The organism is Neptunomonas japonica JAMM 1380 (assembly GCF_016592555.1).
GTDB classification, from domain to species: Bacteria; Pseudomonadota; Gammaproteobacteria; order Pseudomonadales; family Balneatricaceae; genus Neptunomonas; species Neptunomonas japonica_A.
The window spans coordinates 1969836-1985772 of record NZ_AP014546.1 but is presented as its reverse complement, the minus strand read 5'-3'; the positions used below and the strand labels follow the sequence as shown (position 1 = coordinate 1985772).

13 protein-coding genes and 1 pseudogene are annotated in these 15937 nt (G+C 42.3%); 4 read left to right on the top strand and 10 right to left on the bottom strand.

The genetic code is table 11. The annotated features are described in order from the left end of the window. Nucleotides 1–123 precede the first annotated feature (123 nt). Nucleotides 124–651, top strand: a complete 528-nt coding sequence (locus NEJAP_RS09320) for a phasin family protein (protein ID WP_201350347.1) — start codon at nt 124–126, stop codon at nt 649–651. Between the two features lie 100 nt (nt 652–751). On the opposite strand, the gene NEJAP_RS09315 is transcribed toward NEJAP_RS09320, so the two are convergent. Continuing rightward, on the bottom strand, nt 752–1960 hold the full coding sequence (locus NEJAP_RS09315) for an FAD-dependent monooxygenase (protein WP_201350346.1): 1209 nt from the start codon (nt 1958–1960) through the stop codon (nt 752–754). Between the two features lie 207 nt (nt 1961–2167). On the opposite strand from NEJAP_RS09315, the gene NEJAP_RS09310 reads away from it, so the two are divergent. Next, nucleotides 2168–2641, top strand: a complete 474-nt coding sequence (locus tag NEJAP_RS09310; protein ID WP_201350345.1) for an LEA type 2 family protein — start codon at nt 2168–2170, stop codon at nt 2639–2641. A 92-nt stretch (nt 2642–2733) separates the two neighbouring features. On the opposite strand, the gene NEJAP_RS09305 is transcribed toward NEJAP_RS09310, so the two are convergent. Both NEJAP_RS09305 and NEJAP_RS09300 read right to left on the bottom strand, forming a co-directional pair. Further along, on the bottom strand, nt 2734–3495 hold the full coding sequence (locus NEJAP_RS09305) for a DODA-type extradiol aromatic ring-opening family dioxygenase (protein ID WP_201350344.1): 762 nt from the start codon (nt 3493–3495) through the stop codon (nt 2734–2736). 23 nt (nt 3496–3518) lie between these two features. Then, nucleotides 3519–4466, bottom strand: coding sequence for a glutathione S-transferase family protein (locus NEJAP_RS09300; protein ID WP_201350343.1), 948 nt, complete (start codon nt 4464–4466; stop codon nt 3519–3521). Nucleotides 4467–4568: 102 nt separating this feature from the next. On the opposite strand from NEJAP_RS09300, the gene NEJAP_RS09295 reads away from it, so the two are divergent. Beyond that, nucleotides 4569–5453 (top strand): LysR family transcriptional regulator, encoded by an 885-nt coding sequence (locus tag NEJAP_RS09295; protein WP_201350342.1) that lies wholly within the window; start codon nt 4569–4571, stop codon nt 5451–5453. An 86-nt stretch (nt 5454–5539) separates the two neighbouring features. On the opposite strand, the pseudogene NEJAP_RS09290 reads toward NEJAP_RS09295, so the two are convergent. From NEJAP_RS09290 to NEJAP_RS09275, 4 genes and pseudogenes are all read right to left on the bottom strand, one after another. Beyond that, nucleotides 5540–7760 (bottom strand): annotated as a pseudogene (locus tag NEJAP_RS09290) (YgiQ family radical SAM protein). 88 nt (nt 7761–7848) lie between these two features. Beyond that, entirely contained in the window at nt 7849–8262 is a 414-nt protein-coding gene (locus tag NEJAP_RS09285; RefSeq protein ID WP_201350341.1) for an META domain-containing protein, read from the bottom strand. 130 nt (nt 8263–8392) lie between these two features. After that, nucleotides 8393–9586, bottom strand: a complete 1194-nt coding sequence (fabV, locus tag NEJAP_RS09280; RefSeq protein WP_201350340.1) for an enoyl-ACP reductase FabV — start codon at nt 9584–9586, stop codon at nt 8393–8395. Nucleotides 9587–9715: 129 nt separating this feature from the next. Next, entirely contained in the window at nt 9716–11509 is a 1794-nt protein-coding gene (locus NEJAP_RS09275) for an acyl-CoA dehydrogenase (RefSeq protein ID WP_201350339.1), read from the bottom strand. Nucleotides 11510–11684: 175 nt separating this feature from the next. Between NEJAP_RS09275 and NEJAP_RS09270 the strand changes: the two genes are divergently transcribed. Continuing rightward, nucleotides 11685–12122 (top strand): MaoC family dehydratase, encoded by a 438-nt coding sequence (locus NEJAP_RS09270; RefSeq protein ID WP_201350338.1) that lies wholly within the window; start codon nt 11685–11687, stop codon nt 12120–12122. Nucleotides 12123–12130: 8 nt separating this feature from the next. On the opposite strand, the gene NEJAP_RS19450 is transcribed toward NEJAP_RS09270, so the two are convergent. The 3 genes from NEJAP_RS19450 to NEJAP_RS09255 all read right to left on the bottom strand — a co-directional run bounded on the left by NEJAP_RS19450 (nt 12131) and on the right by NEJAP_RS09255 (nt 15843). Continuing rightward, the gene (locus NEJAP_RS19450; protein WP_268927846.1) at nt 12131–12382 is read right to left on the bottom strand and encodes an EAL domain-containing protein; all 252 of its coding nucleotides are present in this window, start codon (nt 12380–12382) and stop codon (nt 12131–12133) included. A 16-nt stretch (nt 12383–12398) separates the two neighbouring features. Further along, nucleotides 12399–14084, bottom strand: a complete 1686-nt coding sequence (locus NEJAP_RS09260; protein ID WP_201350337.1) for a putative bifunctional diguanylate cyclase/phosphodiesterase — start codon at nt 14082–14084, stop codon at nt 12399–12401. A gap of 124 nt (nt 14085–14208) precedes the next feature. Further along, nucleotides 14209–15843 carry an acyl-CoA synthetase gene (locus NEJAP_RS09255; RefSeq protein ID WP_201350336.1) on the bottom strand — a complete coding sequence of 545 codons (1635 nt, stop codon included), beginning with the start codon at nt 15841–15843 and terminating at the stop codon, nt 14209–14211. Nucleotides 15844–15937 lie beyond the last annotated feature (94 nt).

Below are 15937 nucleotides of genomic sequence, written 5' to 3'. Positions count from 1 at the left end.
GTAACATCAATATATTTTATTGCACCGCACAAAAATGATTGACAGATAAATATTGAATCACTAATATTAACTAAATGTTGCAACGCAACAAAAGAACACATGCTGCTTACCGAGGATTAAAAAATGTACGAAGATATGATGAAAGACGTTCAAAACAAAATGAAGCCTGTAACTGATATGGCTGAAATCAACAAGTCTACTGCTGAGAAATTGATCTCTCTTCAGACAGCATACGTTACTGATCTGTTCAACGCTGGTGTAGCTCAGATGAAAGCGTTGAGCGAAACTAAAGAGCCTAAAGCAGCTATCGAACTTCAGGTTAAGTACTTTAAAGATCTAGAAGCTAAGCTTACCAACGTTGCTGAGCAAGAGATCGCTACTTTGACGGCTGCTAAAGAACAGCTGACAGAGATCGTAGAAAAAGGCGTTTCTGACATGTCTGAAGTTCCAGCTATGGCTGATGTAACTAAATTCATCCAGACTGCTCAAGAGAAAATGACTGAAGTTCCAGCGATGGCTGAAATGACTAAGTTTATGCAAACAGCTCAAGAACAAATGACTGAAGCTGCTAAAGCTTTCACTCCAGAAGCTGCTGCACCTGCGGCTAAAGCACCTGCTAAAACTGCTCGTAAAGCTGCTACTGCATCTTAATTAAACATACTTAGGAGGTTTACGGGTCTCCTAAACAGTGTTGAAAAAAGCCGCTTTTTAAAGCGGCTTTTTTGTATCTGAAAATTGACAATCTAATTACTTATTTTGCTAACGTAGGCAGGTCTCCTTCCAAGCCCATAGCAAAGGCCATCACTTTTCGCTTCAGCGGAAACGCTTTACCCGCAACACTAAGCCCTACATTCCTTAATAGCTTTAGCGGTAATACGTCATTACTAAACACGCGGTAAAACAGATCCATTGCTTGCATCATGACAAAGTTATGGCGACGTCTATGTTTTTCATAAACTGATAACACCGCTAATGAAGAAATCTCCTCACCTGCTGCTTCTGCATTAATAAGTACTTCAGCTAACGCCGCCGCATCTAACAAACCAATGTTAACGCCTTGCCCTGCCAACGGATGGATCATATGAGCCGCATCCCCTACAAGCGCAACGCCCTCTTTCACATACTGCTGCGCATGCTGTCGGCGCAGAGGAAAGCTGCCTCGGCTAAGCAAGCTATCGATCGAGCCTAATGCGTCAGGGAATTCATTAACGAGCTCTTCCATGAATTGCTCATCAGAACAGCCCGCTAAACGCTTTACTTCAGCTGGCGTGTTGTACCAAACCAACGATGCTTTTTGCCCGCTCAATGGTAAAAATGCTAATGGCCCTGTCGGGGTAAACTGCTGCCAGGTGATATCTTGTTGTGGGTATGCCGTTGTTACTGAAGCGACTAACGCTTGCTGCTCGTAATCCCACTTTTGCACACCGATACCTACGGTTTGCCGCACACGCGACTCGCCACCATCAGCCGCAACGATCAAACGTGCAACTAATTGACGACCATCGCCAAGCTCGACAATACTTGAACCAGGCGAGTAATCAATCCGCTTAGTTTTTACAGGCATTATTAGTTCAATATTATCCAGCGCTTTCATCTGGTCTATCAATGCTAATTGAATGATGCGATTTTCAACGATATGACCTAAATGGTCATACTGCAGATTAAGTGAATCAAACAAGGTAGCGGCATGTTCTTCGCTTGCTTCCCATACCTTCATACGACGATAAGGACAGCTACGCCTATCGAGAATACCTTGCCAACTCCCAATTGATTTAAGAATATTTTCTGAGGCTATACTTAATGCAGATACACGTAGATCATGCTCTTGTGCTGATTCAAACGAAGCAGGAAGTTGATTTTCGATTACAGCAACTTTCAGTGAGGTATTACCCAAAGCACAAGCGAGTGTACCACCCACCATACCACCACCGACAATGACGACATCATAACAAGACTGCATCTTGGCTCTCTTCGCAAAAATTTTCTACATTATAACTTATTATTTAACGCAGCATGTCGACACTTAATGCCAAAAAGCAAAGGTACTGACAAGAGGTTTAATTAGTACAGCATAAGCTAAATCTCGATAGATTAAGAAAGGCGGTTAAGCTAATGTACTATCTCCGCTAAATAGAATAATTTTTTATCTCACGTTCGGAGAGCTTAAATGCGCCCCCTCTATTCAACTTTTTATTTAACAATCATGTTACTGTTGCTACAAGGATGCGCAACGTTAAAACCATTAGATTTTGAAGACCCTAGTGTCACTGTTAATTCAGTTAAAATTGTACCCAGTGAAGGGATTGCTCCAAAATTTGAAATTAGTCTACATGTCGTTAATCCTAACAGCATTGCTCTACCACTACGTGGCGTTGCTTATACGGTCAATATAGAAGGGAAACAGATACTAAACGGCGTCTCAAACAAAATGCCTAAGATTGCAGCATACGCAGACGGCGACATCACATTAAGTGCTACCGCAAACCTAATTAACAGCGTGCGACTTCTTGCATCATTAATGCAAAAAAACCAAGACCAAGTAGCATACGAGATGAATGCAAAATTGGACCTTGGAACCTTTACACCCGATATACATGTTAAAGAAGCGGGAGAAATCTCACTCAAACCAAATAAGCAGTAAAAAATCAGCTCTGATAGTTTAATGAAAAACCATCAGAGCTTTCTCCTACCAGCAATCGTAATAGATCTATTATCAATTCTTAGCTAGCGGCATTAATCAAATTGGTAGCAAGCCATACCAATATTACCGTACATATAACCATCGTAAATTAACTTACCTGCCTGACCTCCTCCCGCCGCTAATGACACAAACAAGGGTGCCAAATGTTCTACACTAGGATGGGCTGGCGTGAACTCATCTGGATACTTTTCGCTATCTAACAACAGATTTACATCACCTGTTGCTACTACTTCACTCAACCAATTCGAGAACGATAACGCCCACTCATCCGTATGGTTTAAACGATTAATAGCCGTTAAATTATGTACGCTGCCACCTGAGCCGATTATCAAAACATTTTGTTGGCGTAACTCTTGTAAAGCATTTCCTAACTCAGCACATGCTTGAAGCGTTTGCGGCAATGACACAGCAACAACAGGTATCTCAGCTTTAGGATAAACAGCTTTTAATGGAATCCAGGCACCATGGTCTAGTCCTCGAGTAGTGTTTTCCTCAGCACTAATGCCTTTACTATTGAGCAACGCTATTATCTGATTAGCTAACCTTATATCACCTTTAGCGGGGTATTTAAGATCGTAGAGTTCATTAGAAAACCCAGAAAAATCATAAATAGTTTGGTACTCATTGATAACACTTACTTCAATAGGCTCTGTAATCCAATGAGCAGAAATAATTACAATAGCAGCAGGCATCGATTGAACATCACCTAGCTGTGCAAAAAAATCCAGTACAGGGTCATTACTTAACAACACATCAGGCGCACCATGACTTAAAAATAATGAAGGCTGCTTCATATTTTCCTCTTACTTAATGAATCTTAAATGATATTACCTAAACCCAGTGGCACAATGCCTGTTGGATTCAACGCTTTTATTGAGTAATAACCCGCTTTTATATGATCAATATTTACGGTTTCTGCTATCCCTGGTAAGCGATACACTTTCAGCATATAGGCATAGGTAAACGGGTAATCTTTTATCTGCTTTAAATTAGTTTTGAATAACCCATGATATACAAGATCAAAACGAATTAAGGTCACGAACAATCTTATATCAGCTTCTGTCAGCACACTTTCGACAATGTATGGCTGTGTTGCTAAACGTGACTCTATGTAATCAAGCGAAGAGAAAACTTCTTTACATGCCTCCTCATAAGCTTCTTGGCTCGTAGCAAAACCCGCACGATATACACCGTTGTTAAAACTATGATAAAGGCGCTCGTTTACCTGTTCAATCTCATCACGTAATAGCAACGGATAGAGGTTAATACTGTTATCAGCAAGACCACCAAATCCATTGTTTAACATACGGATTATTTCAGAGGACTCATTACTCACAATAGTGTTTAACTGCTTATCCCATAACACCGGGACGGTAATACGACCCGTGTAATATTTATCAGCGCGCAGGTAGGTTTGATACAGATAATCATCTGCAAAAAGAGGATCTGAACCTGCTTCAGGGTAACCATTAAATGCCCATACTTTATCGGTTAGTTTTGGGTTTAAAATCGAAACCGAAACAACACCTTCCAATTTTTTAAGTTTACGCACCATCAACGTGCGACTTGCCCACGGACAGATATAAGCAACATACAAATGATAACGGCCTGTTTCAGCCTTAAAACCAGCACTTCCTGTTGGGCCTGCATCACCTGTAGGGGTTATCCAATTGCGAAATTGCGAGGGCTGGCGCACAAAGCCACCTTTAGCATCTTTTTTCTGAACGGGCTGAAAGTCTTCTGCCCACTGCCCATCGATTAACATTTCATAACACCTCCGTAAAAGATGCCAGCATTATCTAATAATCGTTATTAAATAAACAATAATGTAAAATATTGAATAATTATCAACAAAATAAAGACAGTTATGGATAAACTTAATTGCATGCGTGCTTATGTTGCCGTAGTAGAGGCCGAAAGCTTCACCCAAGCTGCCATAAGAATGCAGCTTTCTAAGGCGCTCATCAGTAAATATGTAGGCGCCTTAGAGTCATCTTTAGGAGTACGTCTACTCAACCGAACGACTCGCCGCATGAGCGTGACGGACAGTGGAAAAGCCTATTATGTACGCTGTATTAGTGTGCTACAGGAAATTGATGAGATTGAATCTGCTCTTCGCTCAGAGCATAACCAACCGGAGGGCACGCTACGTATCAATGCACCTATGTCGTTCTCTGAACTTACCCTAATGCCGGTTATCACTGAGTTCACACACCTTCATCCTGATGTCACCGTCAAGTTAGAGTTAGCAGACCGGTTTGTCGACTTAGTAGAGGAAGGTGTTGATCTTGCCATACGTATTGGTGCATTACCGGACTCATCACTTGTCGTTAGAAAACTGACTGACATGCAGATGATGCTCTGCGCAAGCCCCGATTATGTAGCCAATACGGATATACCATTCACGTTAGAATCACTGCCCCAGCATCAGTGCATTTTCGATAGTAATTATAAATATAAAGACCGATGGGTCTTTGGTCGAGGAGAGCAGGCGATATCCATTCCTATTCATAGCAGAATCAATATTAATAGTGCACGCGCTGTTAATGAGTTACTGCTCAGCGGTCAAGGCATTAGCTTGCTTCCCTCATTTGTGGTGCAAAAAGAGATAGAGACAGGATGCTTAGTTAGGCTGTTTAAGGAACATGAACCTGAAAGCACAGGCGTGTATGCGTTGTACCCACATCGAAAACACCTTTCAGCAAAGGTCAGGTTATTTATTGATGCTTTAGTCAAGGCGTTCGAAAAGTAAATAGGATATGTACAAAGGCTAAGCATTAAAAAAGGAGGTTGTTAATATAATCAACAACCTCCTTCATATGTACTGCAATACTTAATTTAACCGCGCTTTACACTACGCTGCTGCTTTCCTTTTTTCGCTGACTTACCTGCTGCCTTTTTGCGTGCAGCAGCCGTAGGTCGATTGGCAAGTGTCAACTTCGCGTCGGCAGCGACTTTTTTAGCTTTAGGGCTATTTTTCTGAGCGGCTGCCGCACGTATATTACGTATCTTCTCTTCTGCCGGCACGAGCTGCCAATCAGCATTACCGATTAAATCGCCACGGCCCATATTTTCTAACACTTCACGCAAACGCGGCCAGTTATCAGCATCGTGGTAACGCAGCAAAGATTTTTGCGAGCGACGCTGTTCTAACTCACGAGGTATGTAAAGCTTTTCACTTTTATAGCTTACTTTTTTCAGTGGGTTTCGGCCCGAATGGTACATAGCCGTTGCTAACGCCATGGGAGATGGATAAAAAAGTCTGCACCTGATCTACACGGAATTTATGCTCTTTGAGCCACAACGCAAGATTAAGCATATCTTCATCTTCACAACCTGGGTGTGCGGCAATGAAATATGGGATCAAATACTGTTTTTTACCCGCTTCTTTAGAATATTTTTCAAACATCTGCTTAAACCGGTCATAAGTTCCCATACCCGGCTTCATCATCTTAGATAGCGTGCCCTCTTCGCTATGCTCCGGGGCAATTTTAAGGTAACCACCAACATGATGAGTCACTAGCTCTTTAACGTACTCAGGATCTTCTACAGCAAGGTCATAACGTAGACCAGAAGCGATAGCCACAGTGTGTACACCATCAAGAGCACGAGCTTTTCTATAAAGCTGCGTTGTCTCACTGTGGTCAGTCTTGAGGTTCTTACATATTACTGGATAAACACATGACAACTTACGGCAAGATGCCTGGATTTCTGCATCATTACAGTTAAGGTGATACATGTTGGATGTAGGGCCACCCAAGTCAGAGATCATTCCAGTAAAACCTGGGACCTTGTCACGAATATCTTCAATCTCTTTAATGACAGACTCTTGCGAGCGGCTCTGGATGACACGCCCTTCATGCTCGGTAATCGAACAAAAGGTACAACCACCAAAACAACCACGCATGATGTTGATTGAGAAACGGATCATGTCATAAGCAGGAATTTTTTGATCACCATACTTAGGATGTGGGATACGCTGGTACGGCAAACCAAACACCGCGTCCATTTCAGATGTTTCTAATGGAATAGGCGGCGGGTTAGCCCATATCTCACGTTTACCATCACGCTGCACTAACGCCTTTGCATTATGCGGATTGGATTCTAGATGCAAGATTCGAGAAGCATGTGCGTACAGCACAGGGTCTTTGGCAACCTTTTCTAGTGAAGGTAAACGAATATAAGTGTTATTCCCATCAAGCCTTTGCTTGCCCTTTAGTGGCTCAGGAATGATTCGCAATGGCATGACTTCTTGCGGGTCATTCTTGGCCTTATCCGAAGCACATTTTGATGGCTCGGGAATATATTCATAAGGGTTTGTAATTTTATCAATATGACCCGGCCAATCAACACGAGTTGAATCAACTTCAGTATAACCAGCAGGTAAAAATTCTCGAACAACCACAGTACCACGTAAATCGTTGATATCTTGTACGGCTTCACCTTTAGCCAAACGATGCGTCAAGTCGACAATTGCGCGCTCAGCATTACCATACAAAAGAATATCAGCGCCGGAGTCTATTAGAACCGAACGTCGAACTTTATTGCTCCAGTAGTCGTACTGAGCAATACGTCGCAAGCTGGCTTCTATACCACCAATAACAAGAGGAACATCTTTATATAATTCACGACAACGCTGCGAATACACAATAACAGCCCGGTCGGGACGCTTACCTTCATCACCATTAGGAGTATAAGCATCATCATGGCGCGTGCGTAGATCAGCCGTATAACGGTTGATCATGGAATCCATATTTCCAGCAGTAACACCAAAATAAAGATTAGGCTTACCAAGCTCATTGAATGCATCAGTCGAGCGCCAATCTGGTTGCGCTATAATACCGACACGAAAGCCTTGAGCTTCTAATACACGACCCATAACAGCCATACCAAAGCTTGGATGGTCAACATAGGCATCACCCGTGATTAAAATAACATCACAGCTATCCCACCCCAATGTTTCCATTTCTTGACGGGTTGTTGGAAAAAAAGGAGCTGAACCGAAGCATTCGGCCCAATAAGGTGTATGCGAAAAAAGATCTGGGGCTGTTCTTATCATGGAATAATATAAATCTTGTTGGGTTAACCCGTCATTCTCCCAGAAATCTACCATCCAGCCTAGCGATATAAAACAAATACAGATGAATTTATTGCATCATCAAGCGGGTTATTTCATTTTTATTATTAATTAACTGAATAACCCTATTATCCATCTGGGATAAAACCAGTGGTTGAGACAACTCATTTAATAATAGTTGTTCCTGATACATTATTACTTTTGAGCAATACTTTCGGGTTGATGCCAATGTCCCTATTTCAAGTCGTGAATTAATAATTTCATACTGGCCTTTAAATTGATTACAACCAGAGAAGCCTTCAACTTCGCTATTACTCTTAAAGTTAAGTGTTAACGAGAGGTACTCCATCAGACCGCGATCTGCAACGGATTGAACAACCCAAGAGGTATTATCAAGTGACGTTATTTCAGTACCGCTAGTAGAGGTATGAGTTGATAAATTTGACGTCGTTTGGCAACCGGCGATAAGTATAGGAAAAATCACGGTACACACTATCCTTAGCATTTAATTAACCCTTTCCTTTTGAGTTGTTTCCAAACAATATAACCTAAATTTTGTTAAGCGCAATAAAAAACCCTGCATCAAGCAGGGTTTTATTTAATTTTAAAAGCTATTACAAATCAATAACATCAAAATCGACTATTGGATTTACATCCGCATCATAATCAACAGTTTCAACTGTAAAACCAAAAAGTTTCAAGAACTCAGTTTTATAAGCAGCATAATCTGTTAGATCGAAAAGGTTTTCTGTAGTGATTGTTTTCCATAGCTCTTTACAGTGATCCTGAACATCATCACGTAATTCCCAATCATCCATACGAAAACGATTTGCATCGTCAATTAAGCCGGTATCGCCATATAAACCCGTACGGAATAAGCGGTCTACTTGGTCCATACATCCTTCATGAATGCTTTTTTCTTTCATGATTTTAAATACCATGGACAGATACAAGGGCATCACTGGGATCGCAGAACTTGCTTGAGTAACAACAGATTTAAGCACACCAACATTAGCTTGCCCACCATTCGCCGATAGTAACGTATTAAGCTCACCCGCCGCGCGATCAAGATCTTGCTTAGCTTTACCCAGTGCACCATCCCAATAGATAGGCCATGTAATTTCAGTCCCTATATAGCTATAAGCAACTGTTTTACAACCCTGTGCTAATACACCAGCATCATTCAAGGCATGAACCCAAAGCTCCCAATCTTCTCCGCCCATTACAGTAACGGTATTGGCAATTTCTTCCTCATTGGCCGGCTCGATCTCAGCATTGATAATAATATCTTTATTAGTATCAATCGCTGTAGAGCGATATGACTCACCAATTGGCTTAAGCACAGAACGGACAACCTCTCCTGTTTCTGGCATTTTACGTACGGGTGACGCGAGTGAGTAAACAATCAAATCTATCTGACCAAGATCTTCTTTGATCAGCTCGATAGCTTTTTGTTTTGCATCATGAGAAAACGCATCGCCATTGATGCTTTTCGAATACAGGCCTGCTTCGCGTGCTTGTTGCTCAAAAGCCGCAGCGTTGTACCAACCTGCAGTTCCTGTTTTTTTCTCTGTTGCCGGCTTTTCAAAAAAAACACCGATCGTAGCAGCGCCAGAGCCAAACGCGGCTTCAATACGAGAAGACAACCCATAACCGCTGGAAGAGCCGACAACCAAAACACGTTTAGGGCCGTTTTCTATCTGGCCTTTATTCTTAACATACTCGATCTGTTCGCGAACATTATGAGCACAACCCGTAGGGTGAGAAGTGGTACAAATAAAACCACGGATTTTTGGTGTAATGATCATGGCTGGCAATAATCTCATTCAATTTATTGGAAATATTCTGGCCGATACCTTACCCGATTTTAGGGGTATTGGATAGCAAAACACCCGCAAGAGCGGGTGTTTACCTGTATTGCATCAAGGTATTAACGCTTAACTAAAAGCCGCTTCCAAATGCTCGTCTGTAAAGGCCATGATCGCGTCACTTCCTGTTGTAACTACAGCTGAATAGCTTAAGTAACGCGGTAACACTTGATCCACATAGAACAAAGCAGTCAGCTGCTTAGCTTCAAGATAAGGATCACTCTCCCCTTCAGCCTGCTTAGCTTCAGCGGCTAAGCCACTACGCAATAACTGCCAGCCACCACACAGTGTACCCATCATCATCATGTAGTTATAAGCTACTGCTCCTGAGAAGTACTCATTATCAGTAGACTCTGATAATAATTGTGCGGTTACGCTTTTTGCTACATCTAAAGCACTTTGCATTTTACCGGCTGCTTCTTTAAAGCGCATTGACTCAGATGCTTGCGCTAAAGTAACTGATATTTCTTCCATGACAGATTGTGCTGCAACACCATTGTCAGACAAGGTTTTACGGCCAACAAGGTCGAGTGCCTGAATACTATTCGTACCTTCATAAATAGGAAGGATACGTGCATCTCGAAAATGCTGTGCTGCACCGGTCTCTTCGATAAAGCCCATGCCACCATGAACCTGAACACCTAAAGATGTGACCTCTTGAGCCACTTCTGTGCACCAGCCTTTTACGATCGGCGTTAAATAAGCGGCACGTGCCTTTTCCTGACCCGCTAATACTTTATCTTCTAAGGCATGTGCAAAGTCTAAACTGCCGCATGCATCATAGGCCAATGCACGGCCTGCTTCAGTAAATGACTTCATTGTCATCAGCATGCGACGTATATCAGCATGGCGAAGGATCGGCCCCTCTTCTTTAAAGCCTACTGCTTTACCCTGAGTACGGTCACCGGCATACCAAAGCGCTTGTTGATAAGCGCGCTCAGAAATGGCCACACCTTGTAGGCCAACAGCCAAACGCGCGTTGTTCATCATAGTGAACATACAGGCCAAACCTTTACCTTCTTGACCGATTAGATAACCTACTGCACCCGCATTCTCACCAAATGCCATGACACAGGTTGCACTCGCGTGAATACCTAGCTTGTGCTCCAAAGAAGCGACTTCAACATCATTGCGCTCCCCTAACTCGCCGTTTTCATTTACTAAAAATTTAGGCACTAAGAACAATGAAATCCCGCGCACACCGGCGGGCGCATCAGGAAGGCGGGCTAATACCAGATGAATAATGTTATCCGCCATCTCATGGTCGCCCCATGTGATGAAAATTTTCTGACCACTTATTAAATAGTGATCGCCTTCAGGCACAGCTTTACTACGAATCACTGATAGATCAGAACCTGCACCTGGCTCCGTTAGGTTCATGGTACCAGTCCACTCGCCGCTGACCATATTAGGCAAGTAAGTATTCTTTAACTCATCACTGCCGTTCAAATAAAGAGCCTCAACAGCACCTTGGCTCAATAGAGGACACAGTCCCCATGACATATTAGCTGATTGCCACATCTCCATGACAGAAGTCGATAACGAATAAGGTAACCCTTGGCCACCATATTCAGGATCAAACTGTAGAGAACCCCAACCACCTTCAGCGTATTGCTGGTAAGCTTGTGCAAAACCATCAGGAATTTTTACAGTTCCATTTTCGAGCTTAACCCCCTGCTCATCCCCAACAACGTTAGTCGGTGCGATAACTTCTGCAGATACACGCCCCGCTTCTTCAAGAATCGCGCTGATCATATCGGGTGTAGCATCTTCAAAAGTAGCAAGTTGTGCTAATTGCGGCATGCGGGAAATATTTTCCAGAATAAACTGCATGTCTTTTACCGGCGCTTTATAATCAGCCATGTGTCATCTTCTCTCTGTAGCCAAGTTAGGAGACCAAATGATTGATACATCAGACTCGCATCAATCAGGGAATTCACCTATTCTACCATAGAATTTTAAATCACTAATGATTTCCCCTAATACTTTGGATTAGATGAAGAATTTAGAGTTAACCATTTTACATAGGAGATAAAGCATGCAGGAACTTCACGGTTACTATCTGGAAGACTTAGAAGTGGGTATGAGCGATTTTTATGCGAAAACTATTTCTGAATCAGACGTATATATGTTTGCTGGCATTTCAGGTGATAACAATCCGATCCATATCAATGACGAGTACGCAAAAACAACGCCTTTTGGAAAACGAATCGTCCACGGCATGTTTAGTGCTGCACTTATTTCTACAGTAGCGGGCACACGCTTACCCGGCCCAGGTGCTATTTACATCGACCAGCAAATTAAATTTCGAGCGCCCGTTTTTATTGGCGATACTGCCAAAGCAACGCTTAGCATCACTGAGATTGATGAAAAACGTCGCCGTGTAACTGCCAAAACTGATGTGCATGTAGGCGAGAAGCTGGTGGCAACGGGAACAGCCATTTTCATGGTTGATCGTCGTGAAACAGCTGAATAATTAGATGCCTATACGAGGCCAGGAAGCTTATAATTCTTGGCCTCTTTAAAACTATCAAACATCCCCCCCTGACAGATAAAACAGCCTAGCTCATTTAAGATATGAAGCTGCTCTTGTCGTGACACCCCTTCTGCCAACACATTTAATTCCATGCTCTGCGCCATAGAGAACAACGCCTTAACAACCGGACGAGTCCCACTTTCTAGCTCCGCTATAATTTTTGCATCTAGTTTTAGATGTGTTATTGATAAACGGTGCAATAACGTAAACGACGTGTTATTTGAAGCAAATCCACACAGCGCAATTTTTTAAACCCATCTCACGCAGTTTAAGTAAACCCTTAAGTGCAAACTCGTTATCTAAATTTGCTGAGCCTATAACCTGAAGCATCACATGTTTGGGGGCCATGCGATTAGCTTGAAATAACGCTCTAATTGATGAAATAAATTTATGACAACTTAACTGCCTAACTGAAATATCTATCATTAATACCAGAGTGCCAAAATCGCCATGAGATATGTTGATCCATTCTTTCATCTGCTGGCAAGACTTCTCTAAGGCATAATACTCAAGTGTAGATGCCATCCCATTTTCTTCAGCAACCGGCATAAACTCAAAGGGCTTAATAACCCCAAGCTCTGGACTGTTCCACTGCAATTGAGCCTCAACACCAAACAGCATTTGTGTTTGAGTATCCACTACAGGCAAATAAACGACCTGGAACTCGTGCTGAGAAACGGCTTTACCGAGCAGCTGGCGCATTTGGTGACGCCTTTTAATGCCGTTGGATATGTTTTGAGAAAAGTAAACAAACGTACTTTTTCCACGTCCTTTCGCTTCATACATAGCGGCATCAGCATGCCTTATAATAGCGTCAACACTCTCTCCATCTGACGGGAAATTTGCAATACCAATACTGGCCGTAATTCGCAAATCACCCAGCACTTCTAAATTAAAGGGTTCTGACACTGCATTAATAAGTTGATCAGCCACTTGCTCCAACGCTACATCACAAGCATCAACCAACAAAAATTCATCACCACCAAGACGAGCTATACTCAAAGAGCTTGAAAAACGAAACCTCAGCCTGTCTGCCAAAGCGCGTAATAACTTGTCACCCTGCTCATGACCATAGTAATCATTAATCGTTTTGAAGTTATCTAAATCAATAAAGAACAAACTAAATGACAAACCTTTCGCTGCAAAACCTTCTAGCTGCTGTAAAACACCGTATCTATTTCTTAGCTGGGTAAGTGGATCAACAACCGCCAAATGCTTGTGATGTAATTCCTGCTGTTTGCGTTCAGTCACATCAAACTGGCGCACCACCAGCACATCGCCTTGTAACGTTTGATTTACCCTTAAGTGAAGAGAGTGCCACTGTTCACCTAGCGGCGTTGGTAAGAAAATCTCTACCTCAAATTCACTATTATCAAAGGCTTTTTCCCAAACCTCATCGGCTTGTCGCTTGGAGAAGAATAACTCCGCAAACTGGCCTAATGATTCACCGTAAAGATCAATAAACATAGGGTTAGCACTTTTAAGCCGGCCCTGTGCATCCCATAAAGACACTGTAGTTGTTGATAAATGCAGAGAGAGCTCTGTTTCTAACAGTTCTCTTGTCACAATCACTTGCGCCAACATAGCCGTACGACCATCACAAAGCTCTATTCCAGAATAATGACAATAGATCTCTTTGCGTTTATTTTTGGGAAACAGTGTCCACCATTGCGTGTGTTCATGGCCACGGCGGTATTCAACAAGGTTGTTACTAAGTAGCGTATAAATTGCTTCGGACATGTTTTTTTTAAAATCGCGTTGATACAACTCTTCTTCTGAGTCCGCCTCCCAAAAAAGCAATGCCTGATCATTTGCCCAACGAATCTTATAAAGCTCTACATCGTACACCCAAATAGCATTATGTAGAGACTTTAAAGCCTCTAGCGAACTCTCGGTAAACAAAACACCACTCCTAATTGAAAACCAAATGTAACTCACACAATGAGTCCATACTCACATCCATTATGATTCTCATATTATAAGCAAAAAAAACGACCCGTAGGCCGTTTTTGACTAGCATCAAAAATTATTTATCATTCGCTTGGTCACGCAGTAAAAATTTCTGAATTTTACCGGTTGAAGTTTTTGGTAGATCGCCAAAGACAATCTTTTTAGGTGCTTTAAAGCGCGCCATATTATCACGACAAAAAGCAATCACTTCTTCGGCCGTAATCTCTTCGCCTTCTTTAACTTTGACAAAAGCACACGGTACTTCACCCCACTTCTCATCCTGCTGAGCAACAACAGCAGCTTCCATAATTGAGCGATGGCGATAAAGCACATCTTCTACTTCAACACTGGAGATGTTCTCCCCACCAGAAATAATGATATCTTTAGAGCGGTCTTTAATATCAATGTATCCATCAGCATGCCATACCGCCAGGTCACCTGAATGCAACCAACCACCGTCAAAAGCCTCATCAGTTGTCGTTGGGTTTTTCAAATACCCCTTCATCACCAAGTTACCACGCATGAAGATCTCACCGATGGTCGTGCCATCTTGCGGTACTGGTTCAAGAGTTTCAGGATGAGCAACCATTAGCCCTTCCTGCATAGGCACCTTAACGCCTTGACGAGACTTCAAACGAGATTTCTCTTCGATGGTTTTCTCATCCCATTCATCATGCCATGCGCACACAACTGAAGGGCCATAAGTTTCAGTAAGACCATATACATGAGTCACGTTAAAGCCCATCTCTTCCATGCCCTGAATAACAGAGGCTGGAGGTGGAGCGCCCGCCGTCATTACTTTTACTTCATGGTTAATGCCTTCTTTTAATTCATCCGGCGCATTGTTTAGCATATTCAATACAATTGGCGCACCGCAAAAATGGTTTACGTTGTCATCACGTATCGCATTATAAATATCATCAGCTCGAACATGACGCAGACACACATTCACACCAGCACAAGAAGCAAGGCTCCACGGGAAACACCAACCATTACAATGGAACATTGGCAGTGTCCATAAGTATGAAGGGTGTGAGCCCATATTCCAGGAAATAAGATTACTGACGGCATTCAAGTAAGCCCCTCGGTGATGATAAACAACACCTTTAGGATTACCTGTTGTTCCTGATGTGTAATTTAAAGTGATTGCGTCCCACTCATCTTCAGGTAACGACCAGTTAAAGTTTTCATCGCCTTGTGCGATAAACGCTTCATAATCCATTGTACCGATAAGCTCACCACCTTCGTAGTACAAGTCATCAATATCAATAACTACTGGCTTGTGCTGAATCATTTTAACGGCACGTGAAATCACTTCTGAAAATTCACGATCAACAAAAACAATTTTTGCTTCACCATGCTGAAGAATAAAAGCAAGCGCCTCTGCATCTAAGCGTGTATTTAATGCATTTAGAACGGCACCGGCCATAGGAACGCCAAAATGCGCTTCAAATAATTCAGGAATATTCGGCGCCATAAAAGCAACAGTGTCGCCTTTATTAATTCCATTTTTTGTCAGTGCGCTAGCAAGTTGAACTGTACGCTTGTAAGTTTGAGACCACGTACGACGCGTATCTTGATGCACAACAGCCAAGTGATTTGGATACACGCTGGCAGAGCGCTGAATAAAAGACAAAGGACTTAATGCAGAATAATTAGCTTCATTCTTATCAAGACCCATAATATAAGGATTGTGATTATTGTGTGACATTATATTCCCTTTACTCACTATGAGTTATAAACACCTAAAGGTTTAGCGCTATACCAATGCATTAAAAACGCCTGAAAATAAGCAAAAACCCCTA